We start from the raw sequence: 15,826 nt of genomic DNA, 5'->3' as shown, positions 1-15,826 counted from the left end.
TGCAGGGACCAGGGCACGGACTGGAGCCCGGCCAGGAAGATGATCATGCCGGTCCCGAAGTTTCGCCAGGCGGCCATGAGGATGAGCGACGGCATCGACCATTTCGGGTCGCCGAGCCAGTTCGGCCCGTCGATCCCGATCCAGCCCAGTGCCGTGTTGATCAGGCCGGCCTCGGACTGCAGCAGGGAGCGCCAGACGACGGCCACGGCCACGATCGAGGTGATGACCGGGGTGTAGTAGCCGAGCCGGAAGACCGCGCGCAGCTTCGTGATGCCCTTGTCAAGCGCGACCGCTGCCGCCAGCCCGAGGAGGATGGTCAGCGGCACACCGACGATGACGAAGTAGGCCGTGTTGGCGGCAGACTTGCGGAAGAGCGGGTCGGACAGGGCGCGGGAGTAGTTGTCCAGGCCGATGAAGTCCACGGCGAACGGACTGCGCAGGTCCCGACCCCTGGTGTCAGTGAAGCTCATGAAGAGCGACTGGATCATGGGCCAGGCCGTGAACAGGAGAAAGAGCAGGCAGAACGGGAGCGCGAGGATCCACGCCGCCCGCCCCTCCCGCGTGCCGCCCCTCGAGCGACGACGTGCGTCGCCCGAGGGAGTCGGCGTGCGGGTCGAGCTGTCGATGGTGGTGGCCATGACGACCTACTGGCCAGTGCCGATCGAGTCCGCCTGCTGCTGGACCGTCTTGAGCGCCGCCGCGGGATCAGCGCCGGACTTCGTCACCTTCTCGAGCTCGGTGTCGAGGCTGGTGATGACCTCTTCCCACGTCGCGAAGGACGGCGGGGCCTTGGCGGTCTCGAGCTGCTTGCCGAAGGTGGCCAGCTTCTCGTCGGACGAGAGTGCCGGGTCCTCCCAGGCACTCTTCACCGAGGGAAGGTCGGTGGACAGCTGGTACCACTTGACCTGGGTCGCCGGGTCGGCGAGCCACTGGATGAACTTCCAGGCCGTGTCGCGGTTCTTCGTGTTCTTGAAGACCACGAAGTTCGAGCCGCCGACGAACGACGAGGAGACCTTGTCGGCCGGGATCTGCATGACGTTGTACTTGTCCTTGAAGCCCTCGCCGCCGACGTCCTCGACCGCCTTCATCATCCAGGGGCCGGAGATGAACATCGGGACCTTGCCGCTGGCGAAGTCCGGCTCGGTCGTTGGTGTCGCCGGGGCCGCCTTGTTGGCGATGCCGTCGGTGAAGTACGACTGGTAGTACTGCATGGCCTTGAGCAGCTCGGGCGTGTCGAAGTTGTAGGCCTTGCCGTCATCCTTCGTCAGCTCAGCGCCCGCGGACCACGCGAACGGCATCAGCGTCTGCCACGAACCCGTGCCGCCGGCCTGGAGGCCGATCCCCCACTGCGCGCCGGCCTTGTCCTGCATGGCCTTGGCCATCGACTTGAGGCCGTCCCAGTCGGTCGGAGGCGTGGTGATGCCGGCCTTCTCGGCCAGGTCGGTGCGGTAGAAGACGAGACGTGTCTCGACGTACCACGGGATGCCGAAGGACGTGCCGTTCACCTTGGCCGTCTCGTTCGCCCCCTCGAAGAAGACCGACTGGTCGATCGAGCCCGGCGTCGGGTCCAGGGCGCCCAGACCCGCGAACTCGCCCATCCAGGTCGTGCCGACCATGGCCGCGTCCGGCGTCTTGTTGGCCGCGATGGCGGTCGTGAACTTGTCGTGAGCGGAGTCCCAGGGGATCGCGGTGACGTTGATCTTCACGCCGGGGTTGGCCGTCTCGAACTCCTTCGCGAGCTCGGGCAGCTTGTCACCCTCCGCACCCATGGCCCAGATGGTGATGGTGCCGGTCGCCGCTCCGGTGTCGACGGCGGCTCCGGTCTGGCCTGCCTGGCCCTCGGGACTGTCGCTGCGTCCGCACGCGGACACCGTCAGCGCCAGAGCCGTCATGCCGGCGATCGCAATGGCTGAGGTGCGTCTCATCGGGTAACTCTCTTTCTCGAGGGGTGTCGGGTGAGCGTTCGTGGGGGTGTCCTCCGGCAAAGGTGTCGCTAGACGTCCGTTCCTCTACCCCGGGCAGTCCTTTTCGGACGGACAAGGGTGGTTTCGGTCTGGGCACAGCCACAGGAGGCGCGCAGCACGAGTTCGGTCGGGAGGACGCGCGAGGCGCCCGTCGGCCGGCAGCCGGTGATGAGGTCGTGGAGGCGGTCGGCCGCGAGGGCCCCCAGGTCCTGCACCGGCTGTCGGACGGTGGTGAGGCCGGGCCGTACGTAGCGGGCGGTCATGACGTCGTCCCAGCCGACGACCACCACCTCGCTGGGCACGTCGACGCCGGCATCGAGCAGCCGCGCCATGATCGACAGCGCCAGCTCGTCGTTGGCGCAGACGAGCGCGTCGGCCTCGTGCCCTCCGGCGAGGAAGCGGGCCGCGAACCGCTCGCCGTCGCGCTCTCGGAAGGGAATTCGGACCGGGTCTCGCGCCTCGAGTCCCCGAGACGTGTGGGCCGCGACGAAACCGGCGTAACGGTCTCGGGTGTCGGGCGCCCCGTCGGGGTCGCCGACGAAGAGAAGCCTGGTCCGGTCATGATCGAGCACGTGGGACGTCAGTGCCTCGGCGCTCTCCCGGTTCTCGGCGACGATCGACTCGATGCCCTCCTGGGGGTCGCCCGCGATGATGACGACCGGCTTCCGGCCGTGTAGCGCACGGGCGACATCCGGCGGCATGGCAGTGGCGCCGAGCGCCGCGATGCCGTCCACCCGAGTGGCCAGCTGCCGCACTGCCCGCGCGAGGTCGGGCCTGGAGTCGGCAAGGACGAGGACGACGCTCTGGCCGAGCTCGGCGGCCCTGGCCTCGAACCCCATCAGCAGCTCGGAGTAGTAGGGGCCGGACAGCTCGGGGAGGACGAGGCCGTGGGCCTCGTGGTGCTGCACGGCAAGGCTGCGTGCCGCGCCGAGTGGCAGGTAGCCGAGGTCGTCGGCGGCGGCGAGCACCTTCTCCCGCGTCGCGGCGGCGACGCCCGGCCCTCCCTGCAGCACCCGGGAGACCGTCGCGATCGAGACCCCGGCCCGCTCGGCGACCGAGTAGATGGTCGCGCGCGGGCCCGACGAGGACGTTCCGGTTCCTGCCACGTGCCTGCCTTCCGATCTCGACGGTGAGCGGAGGTCGTGCCTGTAAGCGCTTACATGTCCGGTTCATGCCATGGTGCACCGGTTGCCACAGCCGCACAAGAGCGTCCGCCGGGCTAGGGTCGGCCCCGTGATGACTGCGGTGAGGACGCCCGATGGGACCGCCGAGGCGTGGCTCGCTCGCCCCGCAGACGTCGACGGGGACACACCGCTTCCCGGGGTCCTGCTCTTCATGGACGCCATCGGGCTGCGACCGCGGATCGTGGAGATGTCCCACCGCATCGCGTCGTGGGGATATGTCGTCCTGGTCCCGAACATCTTCTACCGCAATGGAACTGCCGCCGAGACCGCACCCGACGGACCGCTCGACACGGAGGAGAGGCGCGCCCTGTTCTTCAAGGGTGTCCGACCCCGAATCGCGGGCCTGACGACCAAGCTCGCCCTGGCCGACATCGCCGCCTACCTCGATGCACTCGTCTCCCGCCCGGACGTGACGACGCCTGTTGGAGTGGTCGGGTACTGCATGGGGGCGCGGCTGGCCGTCCGCGCCGCGTGCGCGCACCCCGACGTCGTCTCGGCATGCGGAGGCTTCCACGGCGGCCGCCTCGCGAGCGATGCCGCCGACAGCCCCCACCTCGGGCTCGCCGCTGCCCGTGCGGAGTTCGCCTTCGGGCATGCGGACCACGACGCGTCGATGGATGTCGAGGCCGTCGCCCGGTTGGACGAGGCACTGCGCACCGCCGGCCGCACCGCCACGAACGAGATCTACGAGGGCGCAGCCCACGGCTACACGATGGCCGACACGGCGGTCTACGACGAGGCCGCCACCGAACGGCACTTCGTCGCCCTTCGCGAGCTCTTCGACCGGACGCTGAGGTGACGTCAACGCCGAGCGCGCTGATCAGTCGTCGAGCCAGACCCCGTCACGCATGAGGTCCCGCGCGGCGAGCTCGTTCTCCTCGCGCCACGCCTGGATCCGCGTCGGCCGCACCCGGAAGTAGGGGTACCGGGTCCGAAGCGATCTGGGATCGAACCCCGTGCGCAGGGCGAACCGATCCCCTTCCTCCGGCGCCAGGTCCGCGGCGTCGACGACCTCGGCGTCACCGTCGACCATGACGACGTCCCGGGTCGCACCGAAGGCGAGCCGGACGCCACCATGGGCGACCAGCGCACGTCCGGTCGGGCTTGACGCGCTCGTCGAGAGCAGGACCGTCTCGCCATCCCAGACGAAGGACAGCGGCACCAGCTGGGGAGCGCCAGAGTCCGGGTCACTCGTGGCGACCCAGCAGTCGACCTGGCGGTCCAGCATCGCCAGTGTGTCCTCGATCCGCTGTCGTCGTGGCCGTGCTGGCGGGGGCTGCGTGGGGGTCTCCGTCACGGTGCAGATCCTCCCAGAGACGACGTCCAGGGAGTGGCGCCTGGCCCTAGTGGGGCTTGGGCCTGCGGCGGCGCGCCGCCTTGGCCTTGGACCTGGCCACGCTCGGCCGGGTCAGCAGGTAGGCAACGGCGACGACGCCGAGCACGGTGACGATCCGGCTGACGTCGACGGCAGGCTCCCACTTGACCTCGGTACCGCGGATGACATAGACACCGGCAGGTCGGCCGGCCACGCCGAAGCCGCCTCCCTCGCCGCCCTGGTGCTTGTCCTCGTCGTGGCCTTCTCCGCCGCCGCCGCCACCAGCGACGACGGCGACCGGGACGATGGTGAGGCCGTCCTTCTCGTACGGCTCACCGAACACCCGGCGCACGGAGATGGCGTCGCTCGTCTTGAGCAGTTCTGAGATGTTCATCGGTCCTCCCTCAGGGTTCGCACCCGAACGAGTGCGCGGTCACCAGCCTGCGCCAACCAGGCGGCCGGGGGAAGGGCATGACGTCCCGCGCTTCACGCTTTCGCCGTGCCAGTTCTCGGGCAGCCTTGACCTCAAGGGCGGTGGAACTCCGATCATGGGCGCGTGGCATTGACTGGAACCCGACCCACAGAGGAGCCCGCACTGGCACCCGGGGACACAACGGCATACCTCCTCCGCCTCGGCGTGTCGGCACCCGCTGCACCCACGGGCGAGGCCCTCGACGAGCTCCAGCGGGCGCACCTGACGCACGTGCCCTTCGAGAACCTCGACATCGCGCTCGGCCGGCCGATCCGCCTCGACCTCGACGCGTTGGTGCGGAAGGTGCTGCGGGACGGCCGCGGCGGGTACTGCTACGAGCTCAACGGCCTGTTCGCTGCGCTCCTCCGGCCGATGGGGTATGCCGCTGACCTCCTCAGCGCCCGCGTGACCACCGAGGGCGGCGGGGTCACCGAGGAGTTCGACCACCTCGCGCTCCTCGTCACGTCGCCGCACCTGTCGCAGCCACACCTCGTGGACGTCGGCTTCGGCGACGCCTTCCTCCAGCCGCTGCCCATGGAGGACGGCCTCAGTCGGCAGGAGGGTGAGAAGGCCGTCGGCCTTGCCCGCGGCGACGACGGCCGCTGGGGCTACTGCGAGGACCATGGCAACGGGTGGGAGGCCCAGTACCTCTTCTCGACACGGCCCCGTCGGATGGCCGAGTTCGAGGAAAGAAACCGGTGGCAGCAGACCTCCCCGCAGAGCCACTTCACGCAGAAGCGGGTGGCATCGCGGGTGACCAGGACCGGTCGGGTGACGCTGACCTTGTCATCGGGGGTTCAGCGGCTCATCACCACGGAGAACGGGTTTCGGTCGGAGCGCGACATCCCGGTCGCGGACGTCGCCCGGGTGCTGGAGGAGCACTTCGGCATCCGGCTCGACGACACTGCGGTGCTACGGCTCACGTCCGCGGCTTGGTCACGCGGCGGGCCGTGATGGCAGCGGCCGCAGTGCCGGGATGGCGCAGTAGGCTCGGGCGGCATGGGCTGGTTGCGGGACAGGCTCACCCGGCGCGCTCGTGGGCCGCAGCAGACCGTTGAGCGCCTGACGCGGCGAGGGCTGTTCCGCGTCGAGGGAGAGTCAGCGGCGCTGACCGACCGGGAGACGATCCGACGGTGGCTGCGTGAGCTGGGGGCGGACCGCGACCAGCAGGTTCTCGTCCACCGACCCTGGGGCACCGTGGCGGCGGTCGCGGACGGTCGGCACCCGGTTGCGGTGGTCCTTACCGATGGCGAGCACTCGTGGTCCGCGGCCGCGCCCGGAGCGGCCGCCTCGCAGGAGCTGACCCCGGACCAGATCGAGCACGTGATGCTCGAGGCGCTGACCGCGCCGAGTCGGCCTCAGTGGCCCACGTGGGTGGACCTGATCTGACCGTCCACCGGGGCAGGCTGGCCACCCGTCGGCCCTCGGCGCGCGTCCAGCAGCGCTGGTGGCAGCGCGGCAGGGAGGTCCGCGGAGCTCGCGGTGGGCCACCTGTCGGGGTCGGGGCCGAGTCCGGTGAGCTGCTCCACCTGTTCGCGAGACCACGAAGAGATCTGGCGTCGACCGGCGAGGACCTCGCTCGTGAACTCGTCCCAGTCGGCCCATGCGGTCTCGGCCACCTCGTCGCCGTTTGGCCTGGGGTCCTCGTCGACGTGGCCGACCAGCACCGGGCACATCTCCCACTCGACGATGTCGCCCATCTCGGCGCGGTAGGCGAAGCGCGGGAGCACGAGGCGAAGGTCGCGCACCACGAGACCCAGCTCATCGGCGGCTCGCCGGCGCACGGCGTCGGCCAGGTGCTCGCCGGGCGCGGGATGCCCGCAGACCGAGTTCGTCCAGACCCCGGGGAATGTGGCCTTGTCGAGCGCCCGCTGGGTGAGAAGGAGCTCGCCGCGGTCGTTGAAGAGGTACGCGGAGAAGGCGAGGTGCAGGGGCGTCGCCGCATGATGGACGGCCGCCTTGGGTGCGGTGCCGATCGCCCGGCCATCCGGTGAGAGGAGCACGACGAGCTCGTCGGCCGTCATGGGGTGGGCCTCGCGAGCTCGTTGACGGCGACCCGGAAGACGGCTGGGAGGGCGGCGGCTGCGGGCACGACGAGGCGCCGACCCCAAGCGGGGCGGCTCACCTGGACGAGGCTGCGCGTCAGGAGGGCGTAGCGGCGGGTCGCCGCCCGCCAGGAGCGTTCGTACGACTGGGGGTCCGCGGCGGCGACCGCGGCCAGGGCGGCGCGGGCATGGGCCATGCCCAGCGAGATCCCTTCGCCGGTCAGGGCGTCGACGTAGCCGCTCGCATCGCCGGCGAGCAGAACACGGCCGGCCACCCGCCGGGTTGTTCGCTGGTGGAAGGGCCCAGCACCCCGCAGCGACGTCACGACGGGGGCATCGCCGAGTCGATCACGCAGTTCTGGGAAGCCGGCCAGGTGGTCCTGGGCCGTCTGTCGTCGCTCGGTCAGGACAGCAACCCCGACGAGGTCGTCCGCCACCGGGGTGACGTAGGCCTCGCCGTACGCGCTCCAGTGCACCTCGACATGGTCTCCCCAGGGCGTGGTGCGGTAGTGCTGGCGCAGCCCGTACCGCTTCGTGGAGCGCAGGTACGCGGGTCCGGACTGCGTCCCGCGGTCGAGCCCGAGGAACCTCCGCGTGGGTGAGTGCAGGCCGTCGGCAGCGACGACCCATGACGCGCGCAGGGCCGGGCCGGGAACGCTGCTCGTCTCGGTGCGGACCGTGACGCCCGAGTCGTCCTGGGTCATTCCCGTTGCGGCGAGGACCTGCACGTCGATCCCCGCGCGGGCGACTGCATCGAGCAGCGCCGCGTGCAGTGTGGTGCGCCTGATCCCGCGGCCCAGGCCGGCGGTGAAGTCCGCCTTCGCGCCCCGGCCTCCGGCGAGGTAGCGGATCCCTCGCAGGTCGTGGCCCGGCGGGTCGATCCCGAGGTCGACGAGGGCCTGCAGCCCACCCGGCATCAGGCCCTCGCCGCAGGCCTTGTCGATGACTCCGCTGCGCGGCTCCAGGACGAGCGGGACGAGTCCGCGACGCACGGCATAGAGGGCCGTGGCGAGGCCGACCGGGCCGCCGCCGACGACGAGCACGTCGACCGTGCCGCGCTCGTCGGTCATGGTGTCGCCGCGAGCTCGCGCAGGGCCTGGTTCTCGACGCGGATCCGCTCGGCCAGCAGCGCAGCGTTCGCGACGGTGAAGACGAGGGCCGTGATCCAGGCGGTGTGGACGAGCGGGAGCGCGAGGCCCTCGGCCGCCACTGCGACATAGTTCGGGTGCGGCACGATCCGGTAGGGGCCGCGGCGGACCAGCGACATCCCGGGAACCACGATGACCCGGGTGTTCCACTGGTTGCCGAGGGTCGCGATGCACCACCACCGGAGCGACTGTGACAGGACGACCACCACGAGCATGGACCAGCCGAGAGCCGGGAGGAACGGGCGATCCGCGACCCACACCTCAACGACCGCGCCGACGAGCAGCCCGGTGTGCAGGAGGACCATGAACGGGTAGTGACCCTGGCCTCGTTCGACCCCGCCGCGCGAGAGCGCCCACGCCGCATGGCGTTTCGACACGACCAGCTCAGCGAGCCGTTCGAGCCCGACGAGGAGGACGAGTCCGGTGAAGAGCCATTGCGACAGGTTGGACACCTCGGTCGCCACCTCAGTCCGCCATGCGCAGCAGCACGAGCTCGAGGCAGAAGCCGGGTCCCATGGCGAGGAGGAGTCCCCAGCTGCCCGCCGCCGGAGTGCGGTCGCGCATGGTGTCGGCGAGGACATGGAGGACCGACGCCGAGCTGAGGTTGCCGATCCGGTCGAGGGAGCGCCAGGTGACGACGAGGGCGTCCCGGTCGACCTCGAGCGCCTCCTCCATCGCCTCGAGCACCTTCGGGCCACCCGGATGGGCCACCCACCAGCCGATGTCCGCGCGGGTCAGTCCGTGGTCGCCGAGGAACCGGTCCACGTCACCCCGGACGTTGGTGCGGACGAGGTCTGGGACCTCGACGCCCAGGACGATACGCAGCCCCGTCGCTCCGACGTCCCAGCCCATGGCCCGCTCGGTGTCGGCGTACAGCCTGCTGCGCGTGGCCACGACCCGCGGCTGGTCGGCGGCCAGGCCCGGACCTCGGTCGGCCGCTCTCCGCGCCCCCACCATGACGACCGCGGCGGCGCCGTCACCGAAGAGGCCGCTGGCCACGAGGTTCGCCATCGATGCGTCGTCGCGCTGCACGGTGAGACTGCAGAGCTCGACGGAGAGCAGGACGGCGACATCGTCCGGGTGGCCGAGAAGGTAGTCGTGGACTCTCGCGACTCCAGCGGCGCCGGCGACGCACCCGAGACCGACGAGCGGCACGCGCTTGACGTCATCACGGAGGCCGATCTCACCCGCGATCCGCGCCTCGATCGACGGGACGGCGAGTCCGGTGATCGTCGTGGAGACGATGAGGTCCACGTCTGCGGGACCGACCCCGGCAGCGGCGAGGGCCTTGCTCACGGCATGGGCGCCGAGCTGAGTGGCCACGCGGATGAACTCGTCGTTGGCCTCACCGAAGTCGGCGAGCTGCCAGTAGCGCTCGAGTGGCAGGGCGAGGTGCCGCTGGCTCACACCGGCATTGGCGTGGAGGCGCTCGAGCACCACTCGGTCGGACCCCGTCGCGCCGAGCACGCCGGCGAACGCTGCCGTGATCTCCGCCTGCGCATAGGTGTGCTCCGGCACGACGCCCTGGACAGCCGCTAGGTGGCTCACGCCGTCAGCCTATGCGGCGGAGCGTCCGGAGCAAGATCGTGGCGTCGTCCACCCATCCAGCTCGACGACCTCTCACCCGCGTGCCGGCGGTTCCGTGAGCCGAGCCCTACGCTCGACTCGTGTCGACAGTCGGGGCCATCCGCGGTCTGGCGCTGTCCTGCCACCCGGGCCCCACGGTGGCGGTCACGGCCTTCACCGCGCTGCTCGCCGCCTCCGCCGGACACACGCTGCCCCGCGGACTGCTCGTCACAGCGGCCGTTTTCGCCGGCCAGCTCTCGATCGGCTGGTCGAACGACCTCATCGACGCCTCACGTGACCGGGCTGTCTCCCGCCCTGACAAGCCGATCGCGCGCGGCGACGTCACCGAGGGCACGGTGCGGATCGCGACGATCAGCGCCCTCGCCGCCTGCGTCGTCCTCTCGCTCGCCTGCGGGATCGCTGCCGGGACGGTCCATCTCGTGCTCGGTGTCGCGTCCGGCTGGGCCTACAACCTCTGGTTCAAGCACACGGCCTTCTCACCGCTTCCCTACGCCGTGGCCTTCGCGATCCTGCCGGCCGTCGTCACCCTCGCCCTGCCGACGCCCGAGTGGCCACCCTGGTGGGTGATGGTGACGGGTGGGCTGCTCGGCGTCGGCGCGCACTTCCTCAATGCACTGCCGGACCTCGCCGACGACGCCGAGACGGGCGTGCACGGCCTCCCCCACAGACTCGGCGCACCGGTCGTGCGCGTCGTCGCACCCGCCGTCCTCCTGGCCGGCTCGGTTGTCGCCGCCGTGGGACCCGGGCTCGACCCGACCTCCGCCATCCTCCTCGCTGGTTGCACCGTCCTGGCGGCCGTCGCGGTCACTGCCAGGGGGCGCGTCCCTTTCCTGGCCGCCATCGGCATCGCGCTCCTCAACGTCGTGAGCCTCGTCGTGCGCTCAGCCTCCTGGTAGTCCGTCGGACCGCGCTCGCTCGACGAGAAGGCGCTCGACGGGAACGGCGCGAGGAGCGGGAGTATGTCTTCGCTGGGAGCGAGCACAGCGGCATACGATCGAGCCGTGAGCGCCAAGCCAGCGGTACTCGAGGTCCCCGGCCCAGACCGCACGGTCCGCGACGTGCGGATCTCCAGCCCTGACCGGGTGCTCTGGCCCGCACAGGGAATGGCTGACGGTGAGCCGGTCACCAAGCTTGACCTCGCCAACTACCTTCTGGCAGTGGGTGATCCGCTCCTGCGCGCTCTCGGCGACCGACCCGTCACGCTCCAGCGCTTCCCGGAGGGCATCGAGGGCGAGGAGTTCTTCAGCAAGAACCCGCCCAAGGGCGTGCCCGAGTTCACGCGCACGGTGATGTGCACCTACCCGTCCGGGCGCAAGCACCTGCAGCTCGTCTTCGACGAGGTCGCGAGCGCGATGTGGGCCGTGCAGATGAACGCCATCACCTTCCACCCCTGGCCGGTGCGCACGGCGAACGTCGACAACCCGGACGAGCTGCGGATCGACCTCGACCCCCAGCCGGGACGCGACTTCCGCGACGCGGTCGAGGCCGCGTTCGCCCTGCGCGAGGTCATGGCCGAGACCGGCCTGACAGCGTGGGCGAAGACGTCGGGCAACCGCGGCGTCCACGTCTATGCCCGCATCGCGCCGACCCACGAGTTCCTCGATGTCAGGCACGGTGTCATCGGCATCGCCCGCGAGCTGGAGCGACGCCTGCCCGACCTCGTGACGACGTCGTGGTGGAAGGAGGAGCGGGGCGAGCGCATCTTCGTCGACTTCAACCAGGCGTGCCGTGATCGGACCATCGCGTCGGCGTACTCGCCGCGACCGCTGCCCGGGGCCCCCGTCTCCACGCCGGTGACGTGGGAGGAGCTCCGCGACACCGACCCGCGAGCGCTGACGATCCGCACCGTTCCCGGGCTGGTGGCCGACCGCGGTGATGCCTGGGCCGGAATCGACGACGCGGTGGGTGATGTCGCCAGCGCCATTGCCTTGTGGGACAAGGACGTCGAGCGTGGCCTCGGCGAGCTGAACTTTCCGCCCGACTACCCGAAGATGCCAGGCGAGCCGCCACGCGTCCAGCCGAGCAAGCGCCGACAGGACAAGTCCGACGACGAGTACATGGCGCCCAAGGCCGAGCGCGACGCCGAGCTGCGTGAGCTCTGGGGCCCCGTGCCGCCCCCGGTCCCGCCGATGCTGGCCAAGGCGGTCAAGGACTTCGGCGCCGTCAAGGGCGAGGTCGTGTACGAGCCCAAGTGGGACGGCTTCCGCTCGATCATCTTCCGCTCGGGGGACGAGGTCGAGATCGGCAGTCGCAACGAGAAGCCGATGACCCGGTACTTCCCGGACATCGTCGAGGCCGTCAAGGCCAGCTTCCCCGAGCGGGCCGTCATCGACGGCGAGATCATCCTCATCGACCCGGCGGACGGCAACCGTCTCGACTTCGACCTGCTCCAGCAGCGCATTCACCCGGCCGCGTCGCGAGTGCGCAAGCTGTCCGTCGAGACGCCGGCGAGCTTCGTCGCCTTCGACCTGCTCGCGCTCGGTGACGAGGACTTCACCGACCGTCCCTTCAGCGAGCGCCGGGCCGCGCTGGAGCGCGCGCTCGCCAGGGCAGAGGCTCCGATCCACCTCACCGCGATGACGTCGGACCGGGCCGAGGCCAAGGACTGGTTCGAGCAGTTCGAGGGCGCCGGCCTGGACGGCGTCATCGCCAAGCCGGTCGACGTGCGCTATGAACCGGACAAGCGGCTCATGTTCAAGATCAAGCACGAGCGCACGGCCGACTGCGTCGTCGCTGGCTACCGCACGCACAAGACCGATGCCGAGGCGATCGGCTCGCTCCTCCTCGGCCTCTACGACGCCGAGGGCAACCTCGCCAGCGTCGGCGTCATCGGCGCCTTGCCGATGGCCCGGCGCCGCGAGCTCTACGAGGAGCTGCAGCCCCTCGTCGCCGAGTGGGACGACCATCCGTGGAACTGGGCCAAGCCGGAGGAGGGGGTGCGCACGCCGCGATCCTCCGAGTTCTCGCGGTGGAACAACCAGAAGGACCTCTCCTTCACGCCGCTGCGGCCCGAGCGGGTCGTCGAGGTCCGCTACGACCACATGGAGGGCACCCGTTTCCGCCACACGGCCCAGTTCGTCCGGTGGCGCGACGACCGCACTCCCGAGTCGTGCACCTTCGACCAGCTCGAGGAGCCGGTCAGCTATGACCTGGCCGACGTGCTCTCCGCGGGGCGCGAGTGAGCCACCCACCTGAGCAGGCTTGCAGCGCAAGCCAGCTCAGCGGCATACGGCATCATGGTGTGCCGTTGAACGCCTCAACCACGAGGTCGTATGCCGCTGGGCTGGCGGCGGCCACCAGGCCGGGGGCCGCGATGTCGCTCGCGACGTAGGGTTGGCCGTCCGTCCGCCCGACGCGACCTCCCGCCTCATGGACGATGAGCGAGCCGGGAACGTGGTCCCACGGCCGGGTCGAGCCGTAGAGCAGGTAGTCGGTCTCGCCCTCGACGAGCTTGGGGTAGTCGATGCCGCAGGAGACCCACGTCAGGGTGAGCGGCGACAGGTCGCCCAGGGCCTTGCCGAGCCACTTGCGGCGCGAGGTCCGGCCGGCCAGTCCGGCGCCGTCCGGGGCGCTCCGGTGCAGGCGCTCGCCGTTGCGGAATGCGCCTGCGCCGCGCTCGGCGACGTAGGCGAGGCCGTGCTGCGGCTGCCAGATCCAGCCGCGCACGCCGACCCCGTCCCGGACCTCGCCCACCATGACGGCATGGTCCGGCGATCCGTGCACGAAGTTCTTCGTGCCGTCGACCGGGTCGACGGTGAAGGCGTGCGGCGCGGACGAGTAGGCCTGGAGGAGCAGCCCCTTTGCGGCATGGGCCTCCTCACCGAGGACGAGCGCATCGGGGTAGGCGGCGTTGAGCGCCTTGGTGATGAGGACCTCCGCCTCGTGGTCCGCCACCGTGACGAGGTCTCCGGGGTTCTTCTCGTGGATGTCACCGGTCGCCAGCGCCCGGAACCGGGGGTTGATGACCTCCTCGGCCACATTCTTGAGCAGTGCCAGCACGGCGTCGGTGTCCACAGCCACAACCTATCCGGCGGGATCTACGGCACACTCGACGCGGACGCGCCGGGGCCGGGCTCCAGACCGCGCACCAGGGCCCGGAGGCCGAGCTCGAAGCTGTCCTGGTCGATCCGGGCGGCGTCCGAGCGCAGCCGGTGGGCCTGCGTGAGGTGCGGGTAGCGGTCGAGGTAGACCTGTACGTCGTCGGCGAACCCGGAGGCGAACGGCGTGGACGCAGCCCCGATGACGAGGTACTTGACGGCCCCGGAGATCTCCGTGGCCCGTCGGGCCGGCCAGCCGGCGCCGACGAGTCCGCCGTGGACGGCGTTGGCCATGGCGAGGAACTCGTCCCGGCGCTGGGTCCCCGAGGCGATGATCGGCGCGGCGTTGGGATGGGCGGTGAGCGCGGCATGGTAGGAGCGGGCCCACGTCAGCAGTCCCTGGCGCCATCCCAGCTCGAACCCGCTCGTGTCGACCTCCGCGATGAGCTTGTTGGCGACGGCGTCGAGGACGTCGTCCTTGGTCGCGTAGTGGGTGTAGAGCGACGCCGCCTGGACTCCGAGGGCGTCGGCGAGGCGGCGCATCGAGAGCGCTGAGAGACCGTGGTCGTCGATGAGCTCGAGCGCGACGTCACGGATGCGCTCCCGGCTGAGCAATGGCGTACGCGGCCGCGGCATGGCCCTCCCTCTTGTCCAAACTAACAGCGTTAGGTTAACATCCAAACACTGTTAGGTAAGGGCTTCCGGATCGACACCGCGGCCCACGAGACGAGAGACGAACCCATGGCACGTCACCTGGCCACCGCGCCGCTTCGCCTGTTCGACACGGACCACCTCATCAGCGAGGACGACCGTGCCATCCGCGACACCGTCCGACACTTCGTCGACAACAAGATCAAGCCCGAGATCGGCCAGTGGTTCGAGGATGGCGCGCTGCCGGTGCACGAGCTGGCCCGGGAGCTCGGCGGGCTGGGAGTGCTCGGGATGCACCTCGAGGGCTACGGGTGCGCCGGCACGAGCGCGACCGCGTACGGCCTGGCCTGCATGGAGCTCGAGGCCGGCGACTCCGGCATCCGGTCGCTCGTCTCGGTCCAGGGCTCGCTCGCCATGTTCGCGATCTGGAAGCACGGTTCCGAGGAGCAGAAGCAGGAGTGGCTACCCCGGATGGCAGCCGGCGAGGCGATCGGCTGCTTCGGTCTCACCGAGCCGGACTTCGGCTCCAACCCGGCCGGCATGCGCACCCGGGCCCGGCGTGACGGTGACGACTGGGTCCTCACCGGCACCAAGATGTGGATCACCAACGGCTCGATCGCCGACGTGGCCGTCGTCTGGGCCCAGACCGACGACCGCATCCGCGGCTTCGTCGTCCCCACTGATACGCCCGGGTTCTCCGCGCCCGAGATCAAGAAGAAGCTCTCGCTGCGTGCCTCGGTGACGAGCGAGCTCGTCCTCGACGAGGTCCGCCTGCCGGCCTCCGCCGTGCTTCCCGAGGCCGCCGGGCTGTCCGGTCCGCTCTCCTGCCTCAACGAGGCCCGCTACGGCATCATCTTCGGCTCCCTGGGCGCGGCCCGCGACTGCCTCGAGACCGCCATCGGCTACGCGCAGGAGCGCGAGATCTTCGACCGGTCACTCGCCGCCTACCAGCTCACCCAGGCCAAGCTGGCCGACATGGCCCTCGAGCTGGGCAAGGGCATGCTGCTCGCCCTCCACCTCGGCAGGCTCAAGGACGAGGGCCGCCTCCAGTCCAACCAGGTGAGCCTCGGCAAGCTCAACAACGTGCGCGAGGCGATCGCCATCGCGCGCGAGTGCCGGACGATCCTCGGCGCAGCCGGGATCACGCTCGAGTACCCGGTCCTGCGGCACGCCAACAACCTCGAGTCGGTCCTCACCTACGAGGGCACGTCCGAGGTCCACCAGCTCGTCATCGGCCAGGCGCTCACCGGCGAGGCGGCGTTCCGCTGACCGCAAGCAGCCGCTCCCGCCGACGAGGCGCGACGCCAGATCGGCGCCCGGGTCCCCAGCTGGCGGGAAGAGCGACCCCGCCACCGCCAGCTCAGGACCATGGTCCCCATCTGGCGGCAGAATCGGCGCCGACGCCACCAAGCCGGGACCACGG

Annotated in this window: 17 protein-coding genes; 6 read left to right on the top strand and 11 right to left on the bottom strand. The window is 70.5% G+C overall.

The features are described from left to right. The 3 genes from VJN29_RS16460 to VJN29_RS16450 all read right to left on the bottom strand — a co-directional run. Positions 1-638 (bottom strand): sugar ABC transporter permease (locus VJN29_RS16460; protein WP_324144720.1); only part of this gene is annotated, 638 nt, incomplete at its 3' end. A gap of 6 nt (positions 639-644) precedes the next feature. Beyond that, the gene (locus VJN29_RS16455) at positions 645-1,925 is read right to left on the bottom strand and encodes a sugar ABC transporter substrate-binding protein (RefSeq protein WP_324144719.1); all 1,281 of its coding nucleotides are present in this window, start codon (positions 1,923-1,925) and stop codon (positions 645-647) included. Between the two features lie 68 nt (positions 1,926-1,993). Continuing rightward, a complete protein-coding gene (locus VJN29_RS16450) occupies positions 1,994-3,070 on the bottom strand; it encodes a LacI family DNA-binding transcriptional regulator (RefSeq protein ID WP_324144718.1) in 1,077 nt (358 codons plus the stop codon). Positions 3,071-3,200: 130 nt separating this feature from the next. Here VJN29_RS16450 and VJN29_RS16445 point away from each other — a divergent pair, with 130 nt between their 5' ends. After that, the gene (locus tag VJN29_RS16445) at positions 3,201-3,947 is read left to right on the top strand and encodes a dienelactone hydrolase family protein (protein WP_324144721.1); all 747 of its coding nucleotides are present in this window, start codon (positions 3,201-3,203) and stop codon (positions 3,945-3,947) included. 21 nt (positions 3,948-3,968) lie between these two features. Here VJN29_RS16445 and VJN29_RS16440 read toward each other — a convergent pair whose 3' ends face one another. Together VJN29_RS16440 and VJN29_RS16435 are read right to left on the bottom strand one after the other, a co-directional pair. Continuing rightward, positions 3,969-4,445 carry a pyridoxamine 5'-phosphate oxidase family protein gene (locus VJN29_RS16440; protein WP_324144717.1) on the bottom strand — a complete coding sequence of 159 codons (477 nt, stop codon included), beginning with the start codon at positions 4,443-4,445 and terminating at the stop codon, positions 3,969-3,971. A 46-nt stretch (positions 4,446-4,491) separates the two neighbouring features. Further along, positions 4,492-4,857, bottom strand: a complete 366-nt coding sequence (locus tag VJN29_RS16435; protein ID WP_324144716.1) for a spore germination protein GerW family protein — start codon at positions 4,855-4,857, stop codon at positions 4,492-4,494. Between the two features lie 162 nt (positions 4,858-5,019). On the opposite strand from VJN29_RS16435, the gene VJN29_RS16430 reads away from it, so the two are divergent. Continuing rightward, entirely contained in the window at positions 5,020-5,889 is an 870-nt protein-coding gene (locus VJN29_RS16430) for an arylamine N-acetyltransferase family protein (protein WP_324144715.1), read from the top strand. A 45-nt stretch (positions 5,890-5,934) separates the two neighbouring features. Continuing rightward, complete coding sequence (locus VJN29_RS16425) at positions 5,935-6,324, top strand: hypothetical protein (RefSeq protein ID WP_324144714.1); 390 nt, start codon at positions 5,935-5,937, stop codon at positions 6,322-6,324. On the opposite strand, the gene idi is transcribed toward VJN29_RS16425, so the two are convergent. Genes idi through VJN29_RS16405 form a run of 4 tightly spaced genes read right to left on the bottom strand, consistent with a single transcriptional unit; the run spans position 6,294 to position 9,676 of the window. Next, a complete protein-coding gene (gene idi, locus VJN29_RS16420; RefSeq protein WP_324144713.1) occupies positions 6,294-6,959 on the bottom strand; it encodes an isopentenyl-diphosphate Delta-isomerase in 666 nt (221 codons plus the stop codon). The two genes, VJN29_RS16425 and idi, sit on opposite strands and share 31 nt — an antisense overlap. Further along, entirely contained in the window at positions 6,956-8,050 is a 1,095-nt protein-coding gene (locus VJN29_RS16415; protein WP_324144712.1) for an NAD(P)/FAD-dependent oxidoreductase, read from the bottom strand. Before VJN29_RS16415 ends, idi begins: the two co-directional genes overlap by 4 nt. Continuing rightward, entirely contained in the window at positions 8,047-8,592 is a 546-nt protein-coding gene (locus tag VJN29_RS16410; protein WP_324144711.1) for an isoprenylcysteine carboxyl methyltransferase family protein, read from the bottom strand. Before VJN29_RS16410 ends, VJN29_RS16415 begins: the two co-directional genes overlap by 4 nt. Position 8,593: 1 nt before the next feature. Beyond that, entirely contained in the window at positions 8,594-9,676 is a 1,083-nt protein-coding gene (locus VJN29_RS16405; RefSeq protein ID WP_324144710.1) for a type III polyketide synthase, read from the bottom strand. A gap of 119 nt (positions 9,677-9,795) precedes the next feature. Between VJN29_RS16405 and VJN29_RS16400 the strand changes: the two genes are divergently transcribed. Next, complete coding sequence (locus VJN29_RS16400) at positions 9,796-10,611, top strand: UbiA family prenyltransferase (RefSeq protein ID WP_324144709.1); 816 nt, start codon at positions 9,796-9,798, stop codon at positions 10,609-10,611. Positions 10,612-10,716: 105 nt separating this feature from the next. Next, on the top strand, positions 10,717-12,897 hold the full coding sequence (locus VJN29_RS16395; protein WP_324144708.1) for an ATP-dependent DNA ligase: 2,181 nt from the start codon (positions 10,717-10,719) through the stop codon (positions 12,895-12,897). A 52-nt stretch (positions 12,898-12,949) separates the two neighbouring features. Here the strand turns inward: VJN29_RS16395 and VJN29_RS16390 are convergent, their stop codons facing one another. Together VJN29_RS16390 and VJN29_RS16385 are read right to left on the bottom strand one after the other, a co-directional pair. Continuing rightward, positions 12,950-13,729, bottom strand: a complete 780-nt coding sequence (locus VJN29_RS16390) for an inositol monophosphatase (RefSeq protein ID WP_324144707.1) — start codon at positions 13,727-13,729, stop codon at positions 12,950-12,952. A gap of 23 nt (positions 13,730-13,752) precedes the next feature. Next, positions 13,753-14,388 carry a TetR/AcrR family transcriptional regulator gene (locus tag VJN29_RS16385; RefSeq protein WP_324144706.1) on the bottom strand — a complete coding sequence of 212 codons (636 nt, stop codon included), beginning with the start codon at positions 14,386-14,388 and terminating at the stop codon, positions 13,753-13,755. 105 nt (positions 14,389-14,493) lie between these two features. Between VJN29_RS16385 and VJN29_RS16380 the strand changes: the two genes are divergently transcribed. Continuing rightward, positions 14,494-15,672, top strand: a complete 1,179-nt coding sequence (locus VJN29_RS16380) for an acyl-CoA dehydrogenase family protein (protein WP_324144705.1) — start codon at positions 14,494-14,496, stop codon at positions 15,670-15,672. The last annotated feature ends 154 nt before the right edge of the window (positions 15,673-15,826 follow it).

Source organism: Intrasporangium sp. (assembly GCF_035280925.1).
Classification (GTDB): Bacteria; Actinomycetota; Actinomycetes; order Actinomycetales; family Dermatophilaceae; genus Intrasporangium.
The sequence above is the reverse complement of the archived record's forward strand: the minus strand, read 5'-3'. Positions and strand labels throughout refer to the sequence as shown.